This window comes from Rhodospirillales bacterium (genome assembly GCA_020638175.1).
Lineage (GTDB): Bacteria > Pseudomonadota > Alphaproteobacteria > Micavibrionales > Micavibrionaceae > JACKJA01.
The window spans coordinates 337056-354846 of the sequence record JACKJA010000002.1 but is presented as its reverse complement, the minus strand read 5'-3'; the positions used below and the strand labels follow the sequence as shown (position 1 = coordinate 354846).

General features: G+C 53.0%; 20 protein-coding genes and 1 tRNA gene. 8 read left to right on the top strand and 13 right to left on the bottom strand.

Annotated elements, in window-relative coordinates:
• Positions 1 to 114 precede the first annotated feature (114 nt).
• The gene (locus H6868_01705) at positions 115 to 1698 is read left to right on the top strand and encodes a phosphoglycerate dehydrogenase (protein MCB9988030.1); all 1584 of its coding nucleotides are present in this window, start codon (positions 115 to 117) and stop codon (positions 1696 to 1698) included.
• On the opposite strand, the gene H6868_01700 is transcribed toward H6868_01705, so the two are convergent.
• The gene (locus H6868_01700) at positions 1699 to 2838 is read right to left on the bottom strand and encodes a murein transglycosylase A (GenBank protein MCB9988029.1); all 1140 of its coding nucleotides are present in this window, start codon (positions 2836 to 2838) and stop codon (positions 1699 to 1701) included.
• A 55-nt stretch (positions 2839 to 2893) separates the two neighbouring features.
• On the bottom strand, positions 2894 to 3628 hold the full coding sequence (locus H6868_01695; GenBank protein ID MCB9988028.1) for a Tim44 domain-containing protein: 735 nt from the start codon (positions 3626 to 3628) through the stop codon (positions 2894 to 2896).
• 73 nt (positions 3629 to 3701) lie between these two features.
• Between H6868_01695 and H6868_01690 the strand changes: the two genes are divergently transcribed.
• The 3 genes from H6868_01690 (at position 3702) to H6868_01680 (ending at position 5789) form a co-directional block, all read left to right on the top strand.
• Complete coding sequence (locus H6868_01690; protein MCB9988027.1) at positions 3702 to 4172, top strand: FxsA family protein; 471 nt, start codon at positions 3702 to 3704, stop codon at positions 4170 to 4172.
• Positions 4173 to 4323: 151 nt separating this feature from the next.
• Positions 4324 to 4803 carry a protein-export chaperone SecB gene (gene secB / locus H6868_01685; GenBank protein MCB9988026.1) on the top strand — a complete coding sequence of 160 codons (480 nt, stop codon included), beginning with the start codon at positions 4324 to 4326 and terminating at the stop codon, positions 4801 to 4803.
• A 131-nt stretch (positions 4804 to 4934) separates the two neighbouring features.
• A complete protein-coding gene (locus H6868_01680) occupies positions 4935 to 5789 on the top strand; it encodes a hypothetical protein (protein ID MCB9988025.1) in 855 nt (284 codons plus the stop codon).
• Here H6868_01680 and dnaQ read toward each other — a convergent pair whose 3' ends face one another.
• The gene (dnaQ, locus tag H6868_01675; protein ID MCB9988024.1) at positions 5790 to 6482 is read right to left on the bottom strand and encodes a DNA polymerase III subunit epsilon; all 693 of its coding nucleotides are present in this window, start codon (positions 6480 to 6482) and stop codon (positions 5790 to 5792) included. It abuts the gene before it with no gap.
• Between the two features lie 99 nt (positions 6483 to 6581).
• On the opposite strand from dnaQ, the gene H6868_01670 reads away from it, so the two are divergent.
• Together H6868_01670 and H6868_01665 are read left to right on the top strand one after the other, a co-directional pair.
• Positions 6582 to 7370 carry a hypothetical protein gene (locus H6868_01670; GenBank protein ID MCB9988023.1) on the top strand — a complete coding sequence of 263 codons (789 nt, stop codon included), beginning with the start codon at positions 6582 to 6584 and terminating at the stop codon, positions 7368 to 7370.
• 82 nt (positions 7371 to 7452) lie between these two features.
• Complete coding sequence (locus tag H6868_01665; GenBank protein MCB9988022.1) at positions 7453 to 7755, top strand: SCP2 sterol-binding domain-containing protein; 303 nt, start codon at positions 7453 to 7455, stop codon at positions 7753 to 7755.
• Here H6868_01665 and H6868_01660 read toward each other — a convergent pair.
• The 6 genes from H6868_01660 to H6868_01635 are packed head-to-tail and all read right to left on the bottom strand — an operon-like array spanning position 7752 to position 12154.
• Positions 7752 to 8834 (bottom strand): homoserine O-succinyltransferase, encoded by a 1083-nt coding sequence (locus tag H6868_01660; protein ID MCB9988021.1) that lies wholly within the window; start codon positions 8832 to 8834, stop codon positions 7752 to 7754. The two genes, H6868_01665 and H6868_01660, sit on opposite strands and share 4 nt — an antisense overlap.
• Position 8835: 1 nt before the next feature.
• The gene (locus tag H6868_01655) at positions 8836 to 9699 is read right to left on the bottom strand and encodes an ATPase (GenBank protein ID MCB9988020.1); all 864 of its coding nucleotides are present in this window, start codon (positions 9697 to 9699) and stop codon (positions 8836 to 8838) included.
• 4 nt (positions 9700 to 9703) lie between these two features.
• The gene (locus tag H6868_01650; GenBank protein MCB9988019.1) at positions 9704 to 9916 is read right to left on the bottom strand and encodes a Trm112 family protein; all 213 of its coding nucleotides are present in this window, start codon (positions 9914 to 9916) and stop codon (positions 9704 to 9706) included.
• 31 nt (positions 9917 to 9947) lie between these two features.
• Complete coding sequence (locus H6868_01645) at positions 9948 to 10622, bottom strand: LON peptidase substrate-binding domain-containing protein (GenBank protein MCB9988018.1); 675 nt, start codon at positions 10620 to 10622, stop codon at positions 9948 to 9950.
• Between the two features lie 26 nt (positions 10623 to 10648).
• Entirely contained in the window at positions 10649 to 11590 is a 942-nt protein-coding gene (locus H6868_01640) for a co-chaperone YbbN (GenBank protein MCB9988017.1), read from the bottom strand.
• Positions 11591 to 11614: 24 nt separating this feature from the next.
• A complete protein-coding gene (locus tag H6868_01635; protein ID MCB9988016.1) occupies positions 11615 to 12154 on the bottom strand; it encodes a prolyl-tRNA synthetase associated domain-containing protein in 540 nt (179 codons plus the stop codon).
• Between the two features lie 115 nt (positions 12155 to 12269).
• On the opposite strand from H6868_01635, the gene H6868_01630 reads away from it, so the two are divergent.
• Positions 12270 to 12344, top strand: a tRNA-Gly gene (locus tag H6868_01630).
• A 315-nt stretch (positions 12345 to 12659) separates the two neighbouring features.
• Here H6868_01630 and asnB read toward each other — a convergent pair.
• Positions 12660 to 14597 carry an asparagine synthase (glutamine-hydrolyzing) gene (asnB, locus tag H6868_01625; GenBank protein ID MCB9988015.1) on the bottom strand — a complete coding sequence of 646 codons (1938 nt, stop codon included), beginning with the start codon at positions 14595 to 14597 and terminating at the stop codon, positions 12660 to 12662.
• Positions 14598 to 14758: 161 nt separating this feature from the next.
• Here asnB and H6868_01620 point away from each other — a divergent pair, with 161 nt between their 5' ends.
• Positions 14759 to 15196 (top strand): DNA starvation/stationary phase protection protein, encoded by a 438-nt coding sequence (locus tag H6868_01620; protein ID MCB9988014.1) that lies wholly within the window; start codon positions 14759 to 14761, stop codon positions 15194 to 15196.
• A gap of 12 nt (positions 15197 to 15208) precedes the next feature.
• On the opposite strand, the gene H6868_01615 is transcribed toward H6868_01620, so the two are convergent.
• From H6868_01615 to rsmG, 3 genes are all read right to left on the bottom strand, one after another.
• Positions 15209 to 16135 carry a ParB/RepB/Spo0J family partition protein gene (locus H6868_01615; protein ID MCB9988013.1) on the bottom strand — a complete coding sequence of 309 codons (927 nt, stop codon included), beginning with the start codon at positions 16133 to 16135 and terminating at the stop codon, positions 15209 to 15211.
• Positions 16136 to 16138: 3 nt separating this feature from the next.
• A complete protein-coding gene (locus H6868_01610) occupies positions 16139 to 17005 on the bottom strand; it encodes a ParA family protein (protein ID MCB9988012.1) in 867 nt (288 codons plus the stop codon).
• Between the two features lie 131 nt (positions 17006 to 17136).
• A complete protein-coding gene (gene rsmG / locus H6868_01605) occupies positions 17137 to 17778 on the bottom strand; it encodes a 16S rRNA (guanine(527)-N(7))-methyltransferase RsmG (GenBank protein ID MCB9988011.1) in 642 nt (213 codons plus the stop codon).
• Positions 17779 to 17791: the final 13 nt, after the last annotated feature.

Sequence of the window (17791 nt, the reverse complement as noted above, 5' to 3'; positions counted from 1 at the left end):
AAGGCAACCCTAAATTTTACTGTATGTCACATTATCCCTCTTGCTATTCCTAACCGCCCTGCTACATCTGTAGGCCTGTTTTCTTGAACAAGACAAAATCAGGAGTATCCCATGATGTCTAGACCACGCGTCCTTATTTCCGACAAAATGAATCCTTTGGCTGCCGAGATCTTTGAAAAGAGCGGCTGTGATGTTGATGTTAAAACCGGGATGTCTCCCGAAGAACTGATTGCTTGCATTGGTGATTATGATGGATTGGCGATTCGTTCGTCAACCACGGTGACCAAGGATGTTCTGGCGGCGGCTAAAAATCTGAAAGTGATCGGCCGGGCCGGGATCGGTGTTGATAATGTCGATGTTCCGGCGGCGACGGAAGCAGGCGTTGTGGTCATGAACACGCCGTTTGGAAATTCGATTACAACGGCGGAGCATGCAATCGCCATGATGGTATCGCTGGCCCGTGATATCCCGCAGGCGAGCGCTTCGACCCATGCGGGGAAATGGGAAAAATCCAAATTTATGGGCGTTGAGCTTTATAACAAGACGCTGGGTGTGATTGGCTGCGGGAATATCGGAGCAATTGCGGCTGACCGGGCTTTGGGCCTGCGGATGAAAGTGATTGCGTTCGATCCTTTCTTGACGGAAGATCGCGCTGTTGAGCTAGGCGTTGAGAAAGTCGAACTGGACGAGCTGTACAAGCGCGCCGATTTCATCACGATTCACGTGCCGAAAAACGATAAAACCGCCGGGATGATTAATAAAAATTCCATCGCCAAGATGAAAGACGGCGTACGGATTATTAACTGTGCCCGCGGCGGGATTGTTGTCGAGGCTGATTTGAAAGAGGCGCTGGACAGCGGCAAGGTGGCTGGGGCGGCGCTGGATGTGTTCGAGAAAGAACCTGCGAAGGAAAACATCTTGTTCGGGCATGAGAAAGTGATATGCACGCCGCATCTGGGAGCTTCGACGACAGAGGCGCAAGTAAATGTTGCGATTCAGGTTGCTGAACAGCTTAGCGATTATCTGGTGAATGGCGCGGTGATGAACGCCCTGAACATGCCGTCGATTTCTGCCGAGGAAGCGCCGAAGCTGAAGCCTTATATGAAGCTGGCCGAGCAGCTTGGTGCTCTGGCCGGTCAGATGACCGATGAGGCGATTACCGCCGTTAATATTTCCTATGAAGGGTCGGTGGCCGAAGTGAAAACGGCGGCGTTGAGCGCTTTGGTGATGGCGAATTTGCTGAAACCGCAGCTTGATACGGTCAATGTTGTGAATGCCATGCAGGCGGCGCAGGCCCGGGGAATTGAGCTTTCGGAAACGAAGGCGGGATCCTCCAAGGATTTCCGCAGTCTGATTACCGTTAAAATTACGACCAAGGCCGCAACGCATACGGTGGCGGGAACCTTGTTTACGGGCAAGGAACCGCGGATCGTTAATATAGAAGGTGTGCCGATCGAGGCGGCGCTGTCGAATCACATGCTGTACACCCGCAACGACGATACGCCCGGCTATATTGGCGCGCTGGGGATGTTGCTGGGCGGTGCCGGATTCAACATTGCCGATTTCCGGCTGGGACGCATTGAGGGGGGCAGCGAAGCGGTGGCTTTGGTTTCTCTGGATGCCGAGCTATCCGATGATATCTTCAAGGAGGTTGCGAACCTGCCGCAAAACAAAAAGGCGCTGCGTTTGAAATTCTAGCTATTTCGGTAGCAAGAGCCACATCCGGCCTTCGGATTTCATGTGCCCGGCAAGATATTCTGCGCGTTCACCAGCACCCCAAAATACATCGCCGCGCACGGGGCCGCGGATCGCCCCGCCGGTATCCTGTGCCACCATCAGGCGGCGGATGGGGCGTTCCCCATCGACGGGGGCATCCAAAGAAACCCAGACAGGGACGCCATAGGGCATTTTGCTGCGGTCGACGGCCAGCGAGCGTTCCGGTGTCAGCGGGACGCCTTCGCCGCCGAGCGGGCCGGGGCCGGTTAGCTCTTTAAAGAAAACATAGGACGCGTTGGTGTTCATCAGGTTGTCTGCCTGATCTGGATGAGTTTCCAGCCACTGCCGAATTGTTTGCAGGGATACGGTGTCTTTGTCCAGTTCGCCCCGTTTGATAAGCTCCCGGCCAATGGCGTAGTACGGATGGCCGTTCTGGCCGTCATAGCCCACACGCATGACGGTGCCGTCATCCATATTGATCCGGCCTGAACCCTGAATATGCAGAAAGAACGCGCCGACGGAGTCATCGACCCAGATCAGTGTTTCATCATTATGCGGCCATTGGCCTTCGATAATGTCTTCACGATCTTCGTAGGGTTTCAGGTGCGCGCCTTTGACACGGCCGGCGATACGCTGGCCTTTTAATTCGTCACGGAACTCACCGAGGTCGACCATGACAAGGTCATCCGGGCGTTTATGTAGCGGGGTCTGGTATGGACCATGGCGGGTGCGGGAGCCGTTCAGGGCCGGTTCATAGTAACCCGTGAACAGACCGTCTTTGTTTTTGTCGGCAGCGGTGGCTTGATAGGGGCGGAAATATGTTTCAAAGAATCGATTGGCGTTTGTTACCGGCAGGTTTTTGCAGGCGGCTTGCCAGTCGCCATAAAGCCCGCCAATTCCATCGGGGCCGAAACTCTGGTTAGGATCTTTTTTCAAAATCCGGTCACAAGAGCGGGAGAATGCCACCAGCGCCTGTTCATGGTTGTCGGATTCCCATCCAGGCAGATCAGCAAATGAAGAAGGCTTTAAAACCAGCGGCGCGGTTTCAGTATCAAGCTTTGTTGTGCTGCAGGCGGCAAGACTGAAAATAACGAACAGGGAAAGCGTTATACGGTGCATCATGAGACCATGGTCGGTTTGTTAGTGGCGAACAGATTTCACCGTACACGGATCGGCATCAGGCGTCTATCGAATCCGGGACCGTTTTATGATCGTGGCTATCGGCGTCTTCGTCGCGGGTCGCGGTCAAAAGCCATGCCGGGTTGCGGGATTTAATATCGCGCGAGAATGTCCAGATGTCGATGGTTTCGGTTACGCGCTCCGGGTTTCCAGAGATGACGACACCGTCCTTGTCGCGCAGGATATTGGTTTCATCAGCCACAAAGCGGATGGTGATAGAGGCTGCTTTGTTGTTAAGGGCGGCTTCGATTACTTCGATTTTTCGCACCGAATGAATTTCCGTTTCGGCGGTCTCACCCGTTTCGGCCCGGGTATTTATAACTCCTTCGAAAGCCTGATAAACCGGTTCACTCAGGAGGTTTTTCAAGGTGGCCTTGTCGCCGGCGGCAAAGGCCTCGACAATCATAACAAAGGCATCCTGAGCGCCGCGCAGGAAAAACAGGACATCAAACGACCGGTCGGCGCGGGCGATATCCATCAGGCCGACATGAGCCGATTCGGATACGCTCATGTTGCGCTCCAGCCCCTTGCCCCAGCTTTCGCCATCTTCGGGTAGAAGCGCAGATGCCTGTCCGGGCTGATCGGATTTCCCGGTATCCTTGTCTGATGCGGGCGTGCCGGTAAACGGATTCGGGCGTTGGCGTTCTTCCCCGGTGCGGGTTCCCAAAACATTGCGCAGCCAGAAAACAAGACCGGCAGCAACGAGAGCATATAAAAGAATATCAGCGGGCACCTACAGATTCCTTGCGTTTGGTTTATATATGCTCTTAACTTAGCTTCTTAACAGGAAAGCGCAAGAGTCACTTATGCCATTTTTCATTATCTTTCTTATTATACCGTTAATTGAAATCGGTTTGTTTATCACTGTCGGTGAAGAGATTGGTCTGGTTTCAACATTGTTGTTATGCGTGCTTACGGCGGTGATCGGGGCGGCCTTGATACGTCATCAGGGGCTGGAAACCCTGTTTTCAGCGCGGCGGGCTATGGATCGCGGTGAGATGCCGGTGCGGGAAATGTTCGACGGGCTTTGTCTGGCGGTGGCGGGCGCTTTGTTGATGACGCCCGGATTTTTTACGGATGCCATCGGGTTTTCCCTGACCATCCCGGCGGTGCGCAGCTTTGTTCTGGCGGCCCTGCCCCGGTTTTTTGATGTGCAGGTTATGGGGGGCGCCGCTTCCTCGTCGTCGCAAAGCCGGACATACCGCCGGTCGCCCGATGTGATCGAGGCGGAATATGAAGTTCTGGATGAAGACAGGGAAGACCACGACAAGCCTTGAGAGGGTTTTTCCTATGTGCTAGGTAAAACCATGGATTTTATAAGACGTATATAAGGAACCGGTTATGGCTGACGATAAAGAAAATGATGTTGAACGGGAAAATCAGGCGGACAAGGCTTTGAAAGATGCAAAAGATCGTTTGCACGGGCATATGCCGGTGACGATCCAATCGCAATACATCAAGGATTTGTCGTTTGAAAATCCGGGCGCTCCGGAAACGTTGATGGCGCTTGTCGGCAGCAAACCGGAAATGGACATTAATTTCACGATGGATGCCCGCCAGCTAAAAGAAATGGGCGATAACCTGTATGAGGTTGTTCTGGGCGTAACGGTAACGGCAAAGAGCGATGTTAAAACCCTGTTTATCGCCGAGGTCATGTATGGGCTGACTTGTACGCTGAACAATATCGCTGAACAGAAAAAGCATCCGTTGCTGTTGATTGAAATGCCGCGCTATATGTTCCCGTTTGTACGGCAGATTATTGCCGATATGACACAATCGGCCGGTTATGCGCCGTTGTTGCTCTCGCCTGTCGACTTCCGGCGTTTCTATGTGAATCGCTTCGGTCAGGCCGCGCCCAAGTCCGATGACGAGCAGGGTTTGAGCATCAAGGAAGCGGCAGACGCCTAGTCTTTATTTTCGAATAGCATGAGGGGGTGTGGATTTCTTTTTCCATACTCTTGCGCCGTTGTTTCTCTTCCCCCTATGATTGTTTTTAATAATCACAAACAATCCGGGAGGGACAAATGGCGTCGTTGCGCATGTCATGGATGGAATTTTCCGAACAATATTATCAGCCTCGTCTAAACAAGCCCAAGCCGATTCTCTGGGATAAATCAGATCAATACAAGGATCAGGTTTTGGCGTATGCCAAGCAGGTGCCGACCCCGCCCATGGAGCAGATAAGGGATCAAATATACCAATCATTCCGTCCGGAAAATCATATCGGGATTTGCTCGGTTCTTAGATATCTGGCCCAGAAAAATTCTCCGCTTTCCCCCGTCAGGGCATGGGCTGTAAGGAATTATCAGGATCGCATGGATGTTTGGTTGAATCATCCGACCAATATGCGCGACGCCCTTGATGAGTTACGGCGGACAATAGAATTCGATGATCGGGGCAGCGGCCTTTCCATGTATGCGTATAGAACTTTTTACGACCAGATTGACGCTTTGATCGGTAAAGGGTTTTCGCACGACCCGATGCCGTTGGCGGCGGTTGCGGAAATTATGACGGAAACGATTTATCTGGACCCGCACGATCATGAATATACCGTTACCAAAAATCAGGCGTTACCCCGGTTTGAAAAAGCCATGACACGGCTGGCGCCTTATGATCCGGTGCTTTATTTATCGACGTTGGCGCTGGCGGCCAGCTATGCCGGGGGAAGTGCGCGGTTTGATCAAACGGTTGCGAGTCTGGCGCAGAGACACCTTCCCGATATGCTTGAAACATCCCGGAATCAAAAAGATTACTTACAATTCTTGTATGAGGCGGCCCGTCCCGAAAGCCGGACGCAAGCCGTATTCGAGGGATTTTTACAGCGGGGCTTTCACCAAAAAGTCGACCGGCAAGGAAATCACCATGTTGCCGTTTTGGTTCCGCGCATGAATTAATCAGGCTTTTTGTTTCCAGATCGGATCGGTTAACTGGTCGAGCAAGGCCGCATGGGCGGCTTGTTCTTCGGCGCTTGGGGTGTGCGGACGCGGTTCCCGGTAGGGGCGTTCCCGGTCAAGGGTTAAGGAGGCCGATTCGGCTGAGGAAGCGGTTTTTTCTTCGGCCAGTTCAAGGCCGCGCTGGCGGCCGCCGAGAAGCTCCAGATAAACTTCAGCCAACAATTCCGCATCCAGTAGCGCGCCGTGCAGGGTACGGTTGGTGTTATCAATGCCAAAGCGGCGGCACAGGGCATCCAGATTGGCCGGAGAGCCGGGAAATTTTTCCCGTGCCATTTTCAGGGTATCGAAGGCCTGTTTCATCGGGATGGTCGGGTAGCCGACGGTTTTTAGTTCGGCATTGATGAATTTCATATCGAATTCGGCGTTGTGAATTACCAGACGGGCATCGCCGCAAAAATCAATAAATTCATCAAAAATCTGGGAGAAGACGGGTTTGTCTTTTAGAAAGTCTTCGGTCAGGCCGTGGACGGCGACGGCTTCGGCGGGGACGTCGCGCTCCGGATTGATATATTGGTGATAGATACGGCCGGTGGGAATGTGATTATCCAGCTCGACACAGCCAATCTCGATCAGCCGGTGCCCTTCGGCCGGTTCTATGCCCGTTGTTTCGGTATCCAGTACGATTTCCCGCATGCGATATATTATAAATTTTTATTGGGACTTGTCAGCGGCTTGTGTACGCGCCAGTATCATTTATCCAGACATAATCCAGAAAACCGAAAGGAAAACGCCATGGCCAAACAGAAAAAAACGTCGATAGTTCCGGGGATGATTGCCGGATTTGTTATGCTTTTGATTGTGGGCGGCGCTTTCCTGTATCTTAATTTCGGCAATATAGCCAAGGTGCTGACCGAGAAAATCGGCAGTGAAACGCTGGGCGTGCGCGTGTCGCTGACGAAGATGGATATCGCGCCGCAGGAAAAACGTGTTGATGTATCGGGTCTGAAGATCGCCAATCCGCCGGGCTATAAAAAACCGCAAGTGCTGACGGTCGATACGATCCGCGTTGTTGGGGAAAGTTTTTCCAAAGAGCTTCTGGTGTTCAAGGAAATTACGGTCAGCGGGACCAACATCAATATGGAGGTCACGGAAAACGGCACGAATCTCTCGGATTTGAAAAAAAACATCAAGCCCAAGGCGTCCGCAGATGAAAAAACCGCCAGCGGGGAGCCGATCAAGGTGATTATCCGCAAGCTGACGATTGATGATGCGACGTTGAGTCCGGCCGTGATGCTGATCGACCGGGACATGGCGCCGGTAACGATGCCGGATCTGGTGATGACCGGGATTGGACAGAAAACGAACGGTGTTCTGGTTTCAGAGGCGGTGGCGCAGGTTTTGGATCGCGTGACAAAAGAGGCCACCCGCGCGGCCAGCCAGCAAGGGATGTTGCAGGGCATGGATGAACAGGCGCTCAAGGAGCTGGGGGCACAGATGAATATTGGACAGGGGTTGCTTGATCAGACCAAGGAAGATGTAAAAGGTTTGACCGAGGGCATTAAAAACCTCTTTGGTAACTAGTATTTATTGCTAAGGCATTCTTTTCTTAACGATTTTTTGCTAGAGTAAGAATTCGTTATGAGTGAACAGAAGGAATGTTCGTATGTCTTTGGAATCCGTTACCGAGCAGATCAAGCAAAAGCTTCATTTTGCGCCGCAGATTGGGGCGCGTGTCAAATTCGATTTCGGGGATGACGGGGTTGTTTTCGTTGATGCGACCGAAAATCCGCCAAGCTTGTCGCACGAGGATCAGGATGCCGACTGTACGCTTGCCTGTACGCTTGATACTTTCGAAAAAATCCTGAGCGGGACGCAGGATCCGAACATTGCTTTTATGATGGGCAAGCTAAAGGTCAAAGGTTCCATGGGTCTGGCCATGAAGCTCAATGCGATTTTGGAAGATTAAGCCGCTTTATCTGTTTGGGCGCGGTGTTTATGCCAGCCGAGCGGATCGTCCGGATTGACGCTTTCCATGAAGGGCCATTGACGATCGGCGTTGGTGACCTGATAGACCATGCCAATCCAGTTGCCAATCATATTGCGGGCGGTATCGCGCCAGGTGTTATCAAGTAGCGGGGTTATGATTTCTTCGGGGAAACCAAGGGGTTCGCCGCGGGCGGCCCGGTCGGCATATTCATCCAGAACGGCTTTGGCCTTGTCGCTCATATAGCGTAGCGGAAACGGCGGATAATCGGCGCGCTGGCCGTTCTGGAACAGTCCGACTTCGCGTTTGTATTCTTTGAGCAGGCTTTCAATATCGTATTCGGGATGGCCCTGCATACAGACAAGGCGGAAGCCATCGGCGCTGACGGCGAGGTGGACGCCGGCCTCTTCGCTTTCGACGAGGACATGCATACCTGCGGTTTCGAACTGGTCACGGCCGATTTCGTTCCAGCGGGAATGCGGCACATCGAAGATGGTGTTGGTGGCGCGGACAAGCGGATGCGTACGGTCGGTGACGCGGTGTGTGTATACGCCCCAGCGTTTTTCCGGCAAGGGGCGGCGTTTTTGACCGTGGCGTTGTTCCATGACCGCGTGGGTCGCAAGGCATGAGCACAGGGTCGAGGTAACGTTATCCCACGACCAGTCGAGAATTTTTTGCAGCGGTTCCCAGAACGGCTCCGCCCATAAATTGGCTCCTTTGACGTTCGCGCCGGTAATAATCAGGGCATCCAGTCCCTCTTCGGCCAGTTTTTCGAACGGTTCATAATAACGGTCGATATGGTTTTGCGCCTTGGCGCTGCGCGGCAGTTCCGGCAAGGTGAAGGGATGCATGTGAAACTGGGCGATCTGGTTGCTTTCACCGATGCGGCGGTAAAACTGGCGCTCGGTGGCTTCCAGAGCGGCGTCGGGCATCATGTTCAGAAAGCCGATATGAAGCTCGCGGATATCCTGATGCAGGGCGCGCTGGGGGTCGAGAACCGTGCGGCCTTCTTCGCGGAGGCGTTCATAGGTTGGCAGGGTTGAATTGGCGACTAAGGGCATGTTACGCGGCCTCCCTGCCCCGGTCCGGCGTGGCCAGAACTTTGTCCATGAGTTTCAGGAAATCGTTTTCGTTGGTGACGGCGGCCATATCGCGGGCGGCCACGGTGTAGCCGTACGTGTCGGCGATGGCCTGATAGCGCGGCAGGCGCGAACGGAACAAATGTGGAAACACCCAGCGGGTGAAGTCGTCCGGGTCGATCAGGGCGGCATATTCCAGATTTTTTTCTTTCATGTACCGGGCCAGATGTTCGTCGAGGAAAGCTTCGCGGTAAAACAGCGGTTTTGGGTGGGATACGGCGCGGGCAATCAATTCTTTTTCATCGTCTTCCGTGGCTTTGATGTACAAGATCACCGTATTTTCCGCCAGCGTTTGCAGGACGTCATCGTTGTCGAGCTCGCAAAGCGATCCGCCGGCATCGTTGATGAAATTCCGAAAGCCATACATGTCGCGGGCGCGCGCAATAAAATGCGGCACATCCTTCATCGCGGCAATTTCGGCATCGAGATGAAGTTTTTGCCGGCGTTTAAATTCCTTCAGCGGCAAGCCGCCCTTTTCCGGATCGCCGAGTTTGCCGAGAAAGCTGGAAACCGGGGCGAGATTGTCGATGGTGACGTTGCTCTGTACTTTCAGGGCGTTACCGCGCAGCAAGCGCATCAGGAACGGGATATCCATCATCTGGCGTTTAATGTTATCGAGGATATGTTCGTTCAGGTAATGCGAACCGATGCGGTAGTCACCAGAGTAATGAAACCAGTCGTCTTTTGCCAAAACCGAAGACAGCCGCGTTTTGCCGACCCCGGACATGCCAAGCAGGGTAATGCTTTTTTGCGGCCAGTTCCTAAATTCTGCGGCTGTGAGTTTCATCCGTTTACCCTTTTGCGGATTTCAGTTTGGCAACTTCCTTGTCGTCGAGGGGGCGGGCTTCGTCTTCCAGCATAATCGGGATGCCATCGCGAATTGGGAAGGCCAGACGGGCGCGGTCGGAAATCAGCTCTTGCTTTGCCGCGTCATAGCGCAGCGGCACCTTGGTCAAGGGGCATACCAGAATTTCGAGCAATTTAGGATCAACGCTTTGTGTCATATAGTCTGTATAGTCCACAAGACCGCGGTTATCAATGCGCCATTTGCGGATTGTCGGTGACTTTTTTCTTGTGCAGGGCGATTTCCATCATGTCCATGAACAAATGCGCCCGGTTACAGCAGCAGGGCGATTCAAGGAGCGCCTGTTTTTCCAGCGGGTCCAGCGGACAAATCATCGACAGGACAGCGATCAGTTTTTCGTTGCTGGTCTGGCTGATACGCTCCCAGTCGCAATTCAGTTTGTGGAGAGAAAAATAGTCTTTTAACAACGCCAAAAGCCGGCCTCGGTCGAAATCCTGATTTTCATCAGGTGCGAGATCGCAGGCATAGGCCGCCCATTCGGGGCGAATCCGGCGAAATCCGTTGGTCATCGGGAGTTCTTCAGCTATGGAAAACCGGCAAATGCCGCTTAACGTTACCAGATAACGGCCATCGCCGGTTTCTTCGAAGGCGGTGATGCGTCCTGCGCACCCGGTCTGGTGGAGGGCGGCGGTATCCGGGGTGATTCGCTCGATCATATTTTCCGGCTGGACCATGCCGATTATCCGGTCGCCACATAAAGCGGTATCAATCATCGCCAGATAACGGGGTTCGAAGATATTTAAAGGCAACTGGCCATGCGGCAGTAGAATCACGCCGCTTAGGGGAAAAACCGGAATTTCGTCAGGCAAATCCCGGTATCTATATGACAAGTTGCTTTTACTCATGCGACATAATCTAGATCAGATTCTTCTCATGAAAATAGCACGGTCGACAATTTTTTGCGGCCCGCAACCGTCAGAGGGTTGGATGGTCCCATGGCATCGAAAAATTTTAACAATTCCTTGCGGGCTTTTGAGTCTTCCCATTCGCGGTCAAGACGGATCATTTCAATCAGGATGTCGACGGCTTCTTCGCGTTTTCCCTTGGCAAACAGGGTTGTTGCCAGATCGAAGCGGATGGATTGATTGTCCGGTGCTGCTTTGGCGCGTGCGATAAGGCTTTGGATATCGCGGGAAGCAGCAGGTGATTCGGCCAGCTCCAGCGCTGTGCGTGCTGCGGTGATGGCGGCATGGCTTGTTATGGTTTCCGGGGCGTTATCCAGCATTTGCCGGGCGTGTTCCAGAGAGCCGGCCTCAATATATGTCCGAACCAGCCCGGCAAAGGCTTCGGTGTTGCTTTCGTCTTGTTGCAGGATATCAATGTAGAGAATCTGCGCGGTTGCGGGATCGCCCTGTGCCAGTGATTCGGCCGCTTGTTTTAACGTTTCCGGTATATCGAGCGCGTCGGGCCGGGATTGGCGTGCCAGTTCGATCATTTTATCAATAAAGGCTTTGATCTCGCCGGGTGGGCGGGCGCCGCTAAACCCGTCAACCGGGCGGCCCTGAAAAATCGCAAAGACAGTCGGAACGGAGCGAACCTGAAGCGCCGCGGCCAGTTGCTGGTTTTCGTCGATATTGACCTTCGCCAGTTTCACTTTACCACCGGCATTGCGGATGGCGGCTTCGAGGATCGGGCCTAGCTGTTTGCAGGGGCCGCACCAGGGCGCCCAGAAGTCGACCAGAACCGGCACATCCATCGAGACCTGCATGACGGCCATTTCGAACCCTTCGGTGTCGACATCAAAGATAATGCCATCGGCGTTACCTGCCGCGGGCGGGTTTTGATCCGGGCCTTGCGCTTTATTGAAAAACATATCTGTCTCCTTCCCTGCGCCTTTTTAATCTTGATTCGGCGTTGCTGCTTTTAAATCCAGAATAATCGGTGTGTGGCCGCAAGTCTCTATAAATTTTATCAGATCACACGGCTGCAGGCCGACGGTCATCGTATTGATCAAGGGATGATAATTGACAAGGTGGGCGTCCATCATGCTTTGATCCAGTATCAAGGTGACATCCTTGCCGGTGTTATTGGCGATGGCAAAGGGGCACACCGAGCCGGGGCGTACACCCAGCGTACGCCATAATCGCTCCGGAGAGCCAAAAGACAACCGTCCGGCGCCGATCAAGGGCGCCAGCTTTTTTAAGTCGACGGCCGTTTCGTTGGCCAGTGTTATCAGGAACATGGAGCCTTTCTTGTCGCGCAGGAATAAATTGCGACAATGCAGGCCGGGAATGTCCTTTTCGAATTCCAGTCCTTCTTCCACCGTGAAGAACGGTTCATGTTCATAGATATTATAGGTGATCTCAAGAGTATCCAGCTGCGCCAGAAGCTGCGCCGGCGTTAAGGGGGGATCTTGTGTATCGGCCAGTTTGTGCATCTTTTTGTGTTACAGGACGTTTGGCATAAAAATCAAGTGCCGTGTTTATTTTCCCCTTGCATTTCATTCCAAAATGCCTATAACTCTGACTCTCTTTTCTTCCAAGTGAAGAAACGCGAGTGTAGCTCAGGGGTAGAGCACAACCTTGCCAAGGTTGGGGTCGAGGGTTCGAATCCCTTCACTCGCTCCATTTTAGCTTTTTTATTTTCCCCATTTTATATATTCGTTCTTCTTTATATAAGGTTTTTGTAACTTTGTGTCTTTTTCTGAATTTTAAGTTCAGTTTTTCTTTACAGCGAAAATCGATAGGCATAGGTTGCCGGCAACGATTGGTCATCATCAATCGGACGGTGGTGTATTTATCTTTATAACGATATTGAGGGTGTAATGTTTCATGTCGTGTTTTGGGTCGCTATTGTCGGCCTGTATGTTTTGCTGGTTTGATATCCAGTTTGTTCCTTCCGCAAAGAGCCGCCCTTTTGGGCGGTTTTTTGTGTCCGGGGGGTTACTTTTGGGAGTCCAGCCATGCCTGGAACATCAACACGGCCCAGAGTTTATGCCCGTTTCGGCCCTTGCCATCCAGATGATCTCGCCAGGTTTGACGGACGACCAGCGGTCTTAAATAGCCTTCTTCGACCAGCCGTTTTTCATCCAGCAAATTTTCTGCCCATGGCCGGAGATCGCCGCGCAGCCATTCGGCCACCGGGATGGTGAAACCCTGTTTAGGGCGTTCAAACAATTCACGCGGGACGTGTCGGGCGAGGACTTCACGCAGCAACCATTTTCCTTTGCCGTCGCGGATTTTCATGTTTTGCGGCAAGCGCCAGCAATGTTCGAAGACCCGCCGGTCAAGCAAGGGGGCGCGTGCTTCCAGCGATACAGCCATTGAAGCCCGGTCAACTTTGGTCAGAATATCGTTGGGCAGGTAGGATAGTGCATCGCCGACCATCATCCGTCCGGTAAAACCAAGATGCCGGGGGTGCCATGCCGGGTCGGTCAGGGGAATCAGAGGCTCTTTACCATCGCGGACAACCGTTTCCGGGGGTGACCATTGGCTGACCAAGTGGGTATAAATTTCTTCCGCGCCTTTCAGGGGCAGAAGTTCGGCAATCTTGTAGAGCCGTTCGCCGATTTGGGGCTGTCCGGGAATTAGGGTATCCCATTTCTGCGGTGGCCGGGCTTTGATCGCTGCGGCCATGGTTTGCCGGAGGGGCCGCGGCAGCCAGCCGACCCGTTTCCAGAAATCAGGGACGACGCTATGCCGCAGATAACCACCCAGCATTTCGTCGCCGCCGTCCCCGGTCAGGGCGACGCTGACATGCTGGCGGGCAAAGCGGGACACCAGATAGCTGGGGATCTGAGAGGCGTCGGCGAAGGGCTCATCATAAATATCAGGCAGTCTGGGAATAACATCGAGGGCTTCGCGCGCGCCTAAATAATGTTCGTGGTGATCGGTGCCCAGATGTTGCGCGATGGCGCGGGCATGGCTGGCCTCATCAAAGCCTTGTTCCTCGAATCCGATGGCAAAAGTTTTAACGGGCCGGGTTGATTGCTTTTGCATCAGGGCCACGATAGCCGATGAATCAATCCCGCCGGATAAAAAAGCACCCAGCGGGACATCCGATATCATGCGGTCACGGGTGCATTGTTCCAGAAGGGATTCGAACTGGTTGATCTGGGTCTGTTCGTCCGTTCGTATCGGGTTCTGGCGGGCTTCTTCGATGATCCGCGGCATATGCCAGTACGGTTCCATCAACGGGACCATATCCTGACCGGGAACCACTGTTTCCATGGCGAGCGTTAACCGGTATCCCGGTAACAGTTGCCAGACGTTCTCATAAATGCAATGTGGCGCGGGGACACAGCCATAACGCATAAAAGCGGTCAGGGTATTGCGGTTGACTGTCTTTTTAAAATCAGGATGTTGGCGGAGCGCTTTTAATTCGGAAGCAAAAACCAGAGAGCGCCCGGCCCAGCCTATATAAAGCGGTTTTTTTCCCATGCGGTCACGGACGAGGTGGAGGACGCGGTCTTTACGGTCCCATAGTGCGAACGCAAACATGCCATTGATTTTTTGCAGGGTCTGGTTAAGGCCCCAGTGATCGACGGCAGCGAGCAGGACTTCGGTGTCCGAGCGGCTGCGGAACTGTGTGCCGGCGTCTTCCAGTGTTTTTCTCAGCTCCGGGAAATTATAGATTTCGCCGTTATAGGCGATCATATAGCGTCCGGACGGCGCTGCCATGGGCTGGTGGCCCTCTGCGGACAGGTCGATGATCGACAGGCGACAATGGCCGAGCAGTAGCGGCGTGTCGGGGTCTTGCCACAATCCTTTATCGTCCGGTCCGCGGTGAACGATGACGCTGCCCATGGCTTGACCGCTGGTAATGTCTGTTTGCCGGTCTTGATGGACGCCGGTTTTATAAATGCCAAATATGCCGCACATGGATGTTCCCTGTTAGTATGATTGTATTTTATAGCCTGAAAAAGAGCGACAGGTGAATAGCTTTATCGGTCTTTTCGTGATCCGCGTCGGCTTGACAGTCGTATAGGGAAGCATATGTTATTGATCGCAGTGAATTTTTATCATCAAAAAGGAGATATTCCATGAGCAAGCAGGTCGTCGATGGGCTGAACAAGATTCTGGCCGACACGTTTTTTATCTATTTCAAAACACACAGCTTTCACTGGAATGTCGAAGGGCCGCAGTTTAAGTCGCTGCACGATCTGTTTATGCTGCAGTATACCGAGTTGTGGAATGCGACCGATGAAATTGCCGAACGTATCCGTACGCTTGGGGCGTACGCGCCGAATAGCTGGGCTGAAATGGATAAAATTGCCTCTTTGCAAGAAGTTGGTCAAACGCCGGATGCCATGGAAATGGTCAAGATGCTGGCCGATGATAATGTGGCGATTGCCAACAGCATGAAAACGGTGTTGAAAGCGGCGCAGGACGCCGATGACGAAGTAACCGCCGACTTGTTGATTGGCCGGATTACTATTCATGAAAAAGCGGCGTGGATGTTGCGCAGTATCGGCAAGTAAGGTTTTTAGCCTTTAAGAGCGGTGTGAAAGCCGGTGTAAAACCTCGTCCAGCTGGTCGAGGTTTTTATATGCGATTTTCATGACCCCGCCTTTGCCGCTGGCATCAATCGTGACTTTCATGCCCAAGGCATTGGAAATTTCCTGTTCCAGCGCGATTGTATCGACATCTTTGCCCGGTTTTTGGGATTTTTGTCCAGAGGTCCGCCCTTTTTTTGTCGCCGCGAGTTTTTCCGTGTCGCGTACGCTCAGGCCTTGTTCGACGATCGCGCGGGCGGCTTCCAGCGGATCATCCATCCCGATCAGCGCGCGCGCGTGTCCGGCCGAGAGTTTTCCGGTCATCACAAGGGTTTGTACAGATTCCGGCAAGGTCAACAGACGCAGAATGTTGGCGATGTGAGAGCGACTTTTTCCGATCCCGGTCGAGAGTTTTTCCTGCGTATAGTTGAAACGGTTCATCAGGCGTTCATAGGTCAGCGCTTCTTCAATCGCGTTGAGATCTTCGCGTTGCAGGTTTTCGATCAGGGCGATTTCGGTGGCTTCTTCATCGCTTAATTCACGAACAATTACAGGGATTTCGTGGAGCTGTGCCTTTTGCGACGCGCGCCAGCGCCGCTCTCCGGCGATAATCTGGTACATGCCCGGCGCCCCCGGATTTTCACGGACCAAAATAGGTTGCAGGACGCCGTGCGTGGCAATCGAGGCTGCCAGATCTTCGAGCGGTTCTTTGGCAATCGTCCGGCGCGGCTGGAACGGGCCGGGTTCAAGCTGGTCGATGCCGATTGTGCGCCGGCCGGGGCCGCCGATGGCGGGAGCGTGGCTCTCGATTGTTTGCGGCAAGCTGTCTTCATTATCCTCAAACAAAGCATTCAATCCCCGGCCCAATCCCCGGCGTTTAGGGGAAGATGGCGGGTTTGCGGGTGATAAATTATCGGTGCTCATCGGTTAGGCTGCCTCTTTGTGTGTGTGTTTCAGGATTTGCCGTTCGCGTTTCAGGACTTCTCCGGCCAGGCGAATGTAAGCTTCTGCGCCGGGGCAACGCATGTCATAGACAATGGCCGGCAGGCCAAAGGACGGCGCTTCCGATACCCGGACGTTGCGGGGGATTACGGTGCTGTAGACTTTTTCGCCAAAGAAATCGCGGACATCGCTGGCGACCATGCCGGAGAGATTGTTGCGTTTGTCGAACATCGTCAGCAGAACACCATGGATTTCAAGGCCCGGATTGTAATGTTTTTTGACGCGTTCAATAGTTTTTGTCAGATGGGAGAGCCCTTCCAGTGCAAAAAACTCACATTGCAGGGGGACCACGACGGCGTCGGTTGTTACCAAGGCGTTCAGTGTCAAAAGATTCAGTGATGGCGGGCAATCTATAATGACATAATCATACGGCAGTGGCTGGCGCAGCGCTTCGCGCAGGCGGTATTCACGGCGCTCAGCGGTGACGAGCTCGATTTCGGCGCCGGACAGGTGGATTGAGGATGGCGCGATGTGCAGATGCGGAACTCTGGTTTCCAGAGCGATATCCAGAATATGAACGTCACCGAAAATAACATCATATATACTTTGCTGGATACTGGAGCGTTTGACGCCCAGACCGGTTGAGGCATTTCCCTGCGGGTCGAGGTCGATTAGCAGGACCGTTTTACCAACGGCAGCCATCGCTGTGGCCAGATTGACGGCGGTTGTCGTTTTTCCGACCCCACCTTTCTGGTTGGCGACCGAGAAAATCCGCGGTGTCTGGGTGGCTGTGATGGCGATTTCATTGCGGTCGCGTTGGCCGGTGATCGGGCGGTTTGTGGACGCGGTCATAAAAATTACCCTGTAAAAAGTCTATAATGTTGCTGGTGGAATTCAAGGCGATCATGCGCAATTTTGGTTGCGACCGTCAAGTTTTTTGAGTCTGCAGGCGGTTTTAATTTATCCTTGTTTCACGTGAAACATCAGGATTTCAGGTTTGTGATGACGAGAATTTTTCCTGACGGATCGGTTTTGCTGTCAATTATTTTGCAGTCAAATGAATAGGATAAGCGCGCTTCAGTGATTTCTTCCTGTGTTTTTTCCCCCTTCAGGAAGATCATTGTGAGGTCAGGATTTTCATCCGCCCACTTTGCGCACCATCCCAGAAGTTTATCGAGAGAGGCCAGCGCCCGTGCCGTAATGACGTCGGGGACCGATTCGCTGTCGACCGATTCGATTCGGGCGGTATGAACCGTAACAGGCGTTGATGATTCACGTGAAACAGTCTTGAGGAAGGAGCATTTTTTGCTATCGGATTCAACCAGATGGACGTTGATATCCGGGCGGGCTATGGCCAGGACCAATCCGGGGAATCCTGCGCCACTGCCGAGGTCGAAGAGGGTTAACGGTTTTTTGTCATCGTGAGAAAGTGCGGCGACCGAAGGATTTTTAGATTCTTCGCTGACGCTCAGAATGACAGGCAAAAGTTGCAGAGAATCTTCGAAATGCCGGGTCCATGCCTCGTTCAGCGTGTTTGGGCTGACAAGATTGACGGCCTTTTGCCATTTGTGAAGCAGGGCTTCGTAGGCCTTTAATTTTTCCAATGATTCACGTGAAACGTTCATAGGGCTATGCCTG

Coding starts and splice junctions, on each gene's coding strand:
- dnaQ (MCB9988024.1), bottom strand. CDS start 6,482: ATGCGGGAAATCGTACTGGATACCGAAACAACGGGCATAGAACCGGCC.
- H6868_01700 (MCB9988029.1), bottom strand. CDS start 2,838: ATGATGCACCGTATAACGCTTTCCCTGTTCGTTATTTTCAGTCTTGCC.
- H6868_01650 (MCB9988019.1), bottom strand. CDS start 9,916: ATGACACAAAGCGTTGATCCTAAATTGCTCGAAATTCTGGTATGCCCC.
- H6868_01705 (MCB9988030.1), top strand. CDS start 115: ATGTCTAGACCACGCGTCCTTATTTCCGACAAAATGAATCCTTTGGCT.
- asnB (MCB9988015.1), bottom strand. CDS start 14,597: ATGTGCGGCATATTTGGCATTTATAAAACCGGCGTCCATCAAGACCGG.
- rsmG (MCB9988011.1), bottom strand. CDS start 17,778: ATGAACGTTTCACGTGAATCATTGGAAAAATTAAAGGCCTACGAAGCC.
- H6868_01660 (MCB9988021.1), bottom strand. CDS start 8,834: ATGCCCTTAGTCGCCAATTCAACCCTGCCAACCTATGAACGCCTCCGC.
- H6868_01635 (MCB9988016.1), bottom strand. CDS start 12,154: ATGCACAAACTGGCCGATACACAAGATCCCCCCTTAACGCCGGCGCAG.
- H6868_01610 (MCB9988012.1), bottom strand. CDS start 17,005: ATGACCGCGTCCACAAACCGCCCGATCACCGGCCAACGCGACCGCAAT.
- H6868_01690 (MCB9988027.1), top strand. CDS start 3,702: ATGCCATTTTTCATTATCTTTCTTATTATACCGTTAATTGAAATCGGT.
- H6868_01680 (MCB9988025.1), top strand. CDS start 4,935: ATGTCATGGATGGAATTTTCCGAACAATATTATCAGCCTCGTCTAAAC.
- H6868_01620 (MCB9988014.1), top strand. CDS start 14,759: ATGAGCAAGCAGGTCGTCGATGGGCTGAACAAGATTCTGGCCGACACG.
- secB (MCB9988026.1), top strand. CDS start 4,324: ATGCCGGTGACGATCCAATCGCAATACATCAAGGATTTGTCGTTTGAA.
- H6868_01640 (MCB9988017.1), bottom strand. CDS start 11,590: ATGTTTTTCAATAAAGCGCAAGGCCCGGATCAAAACCCGCCCGCGGCA.
- H6868_01645 (MCB9988018.1), bottom strand. CDS start 10,622: ATGAGTAAAAGCAACTTGTCATATAGATACCGGGATTTGCCTGACGAA.
- H6868_01665 (MCB9988022.1), top strand. CDS start 7,453: ATGTCTTTGGAATCCGTTACCGAGCAGATCAAGCAAAAGCTTCATTTT.
- H6868_01615 (MCB9988013.1), bottom strand. CDS start 16,135: ATGAGCACCGATAATTTATCACCCGCAAACCCGCCATCTTCCCCTAAA.
- H6868_01670 (MCB9988023.1), top strand. CDS start 6,582: ATGGCCAAACAGAAAAAAACGTCGATAGTTCCGGGGATGATTGCCGGA.
- H6868_01655 (MCB9988020.1), bottom strand. CDS start 9,699: ATGAAACTCACAGCCGCAGAATTTAGGAACTGGCCGCAAAAAAGCATT.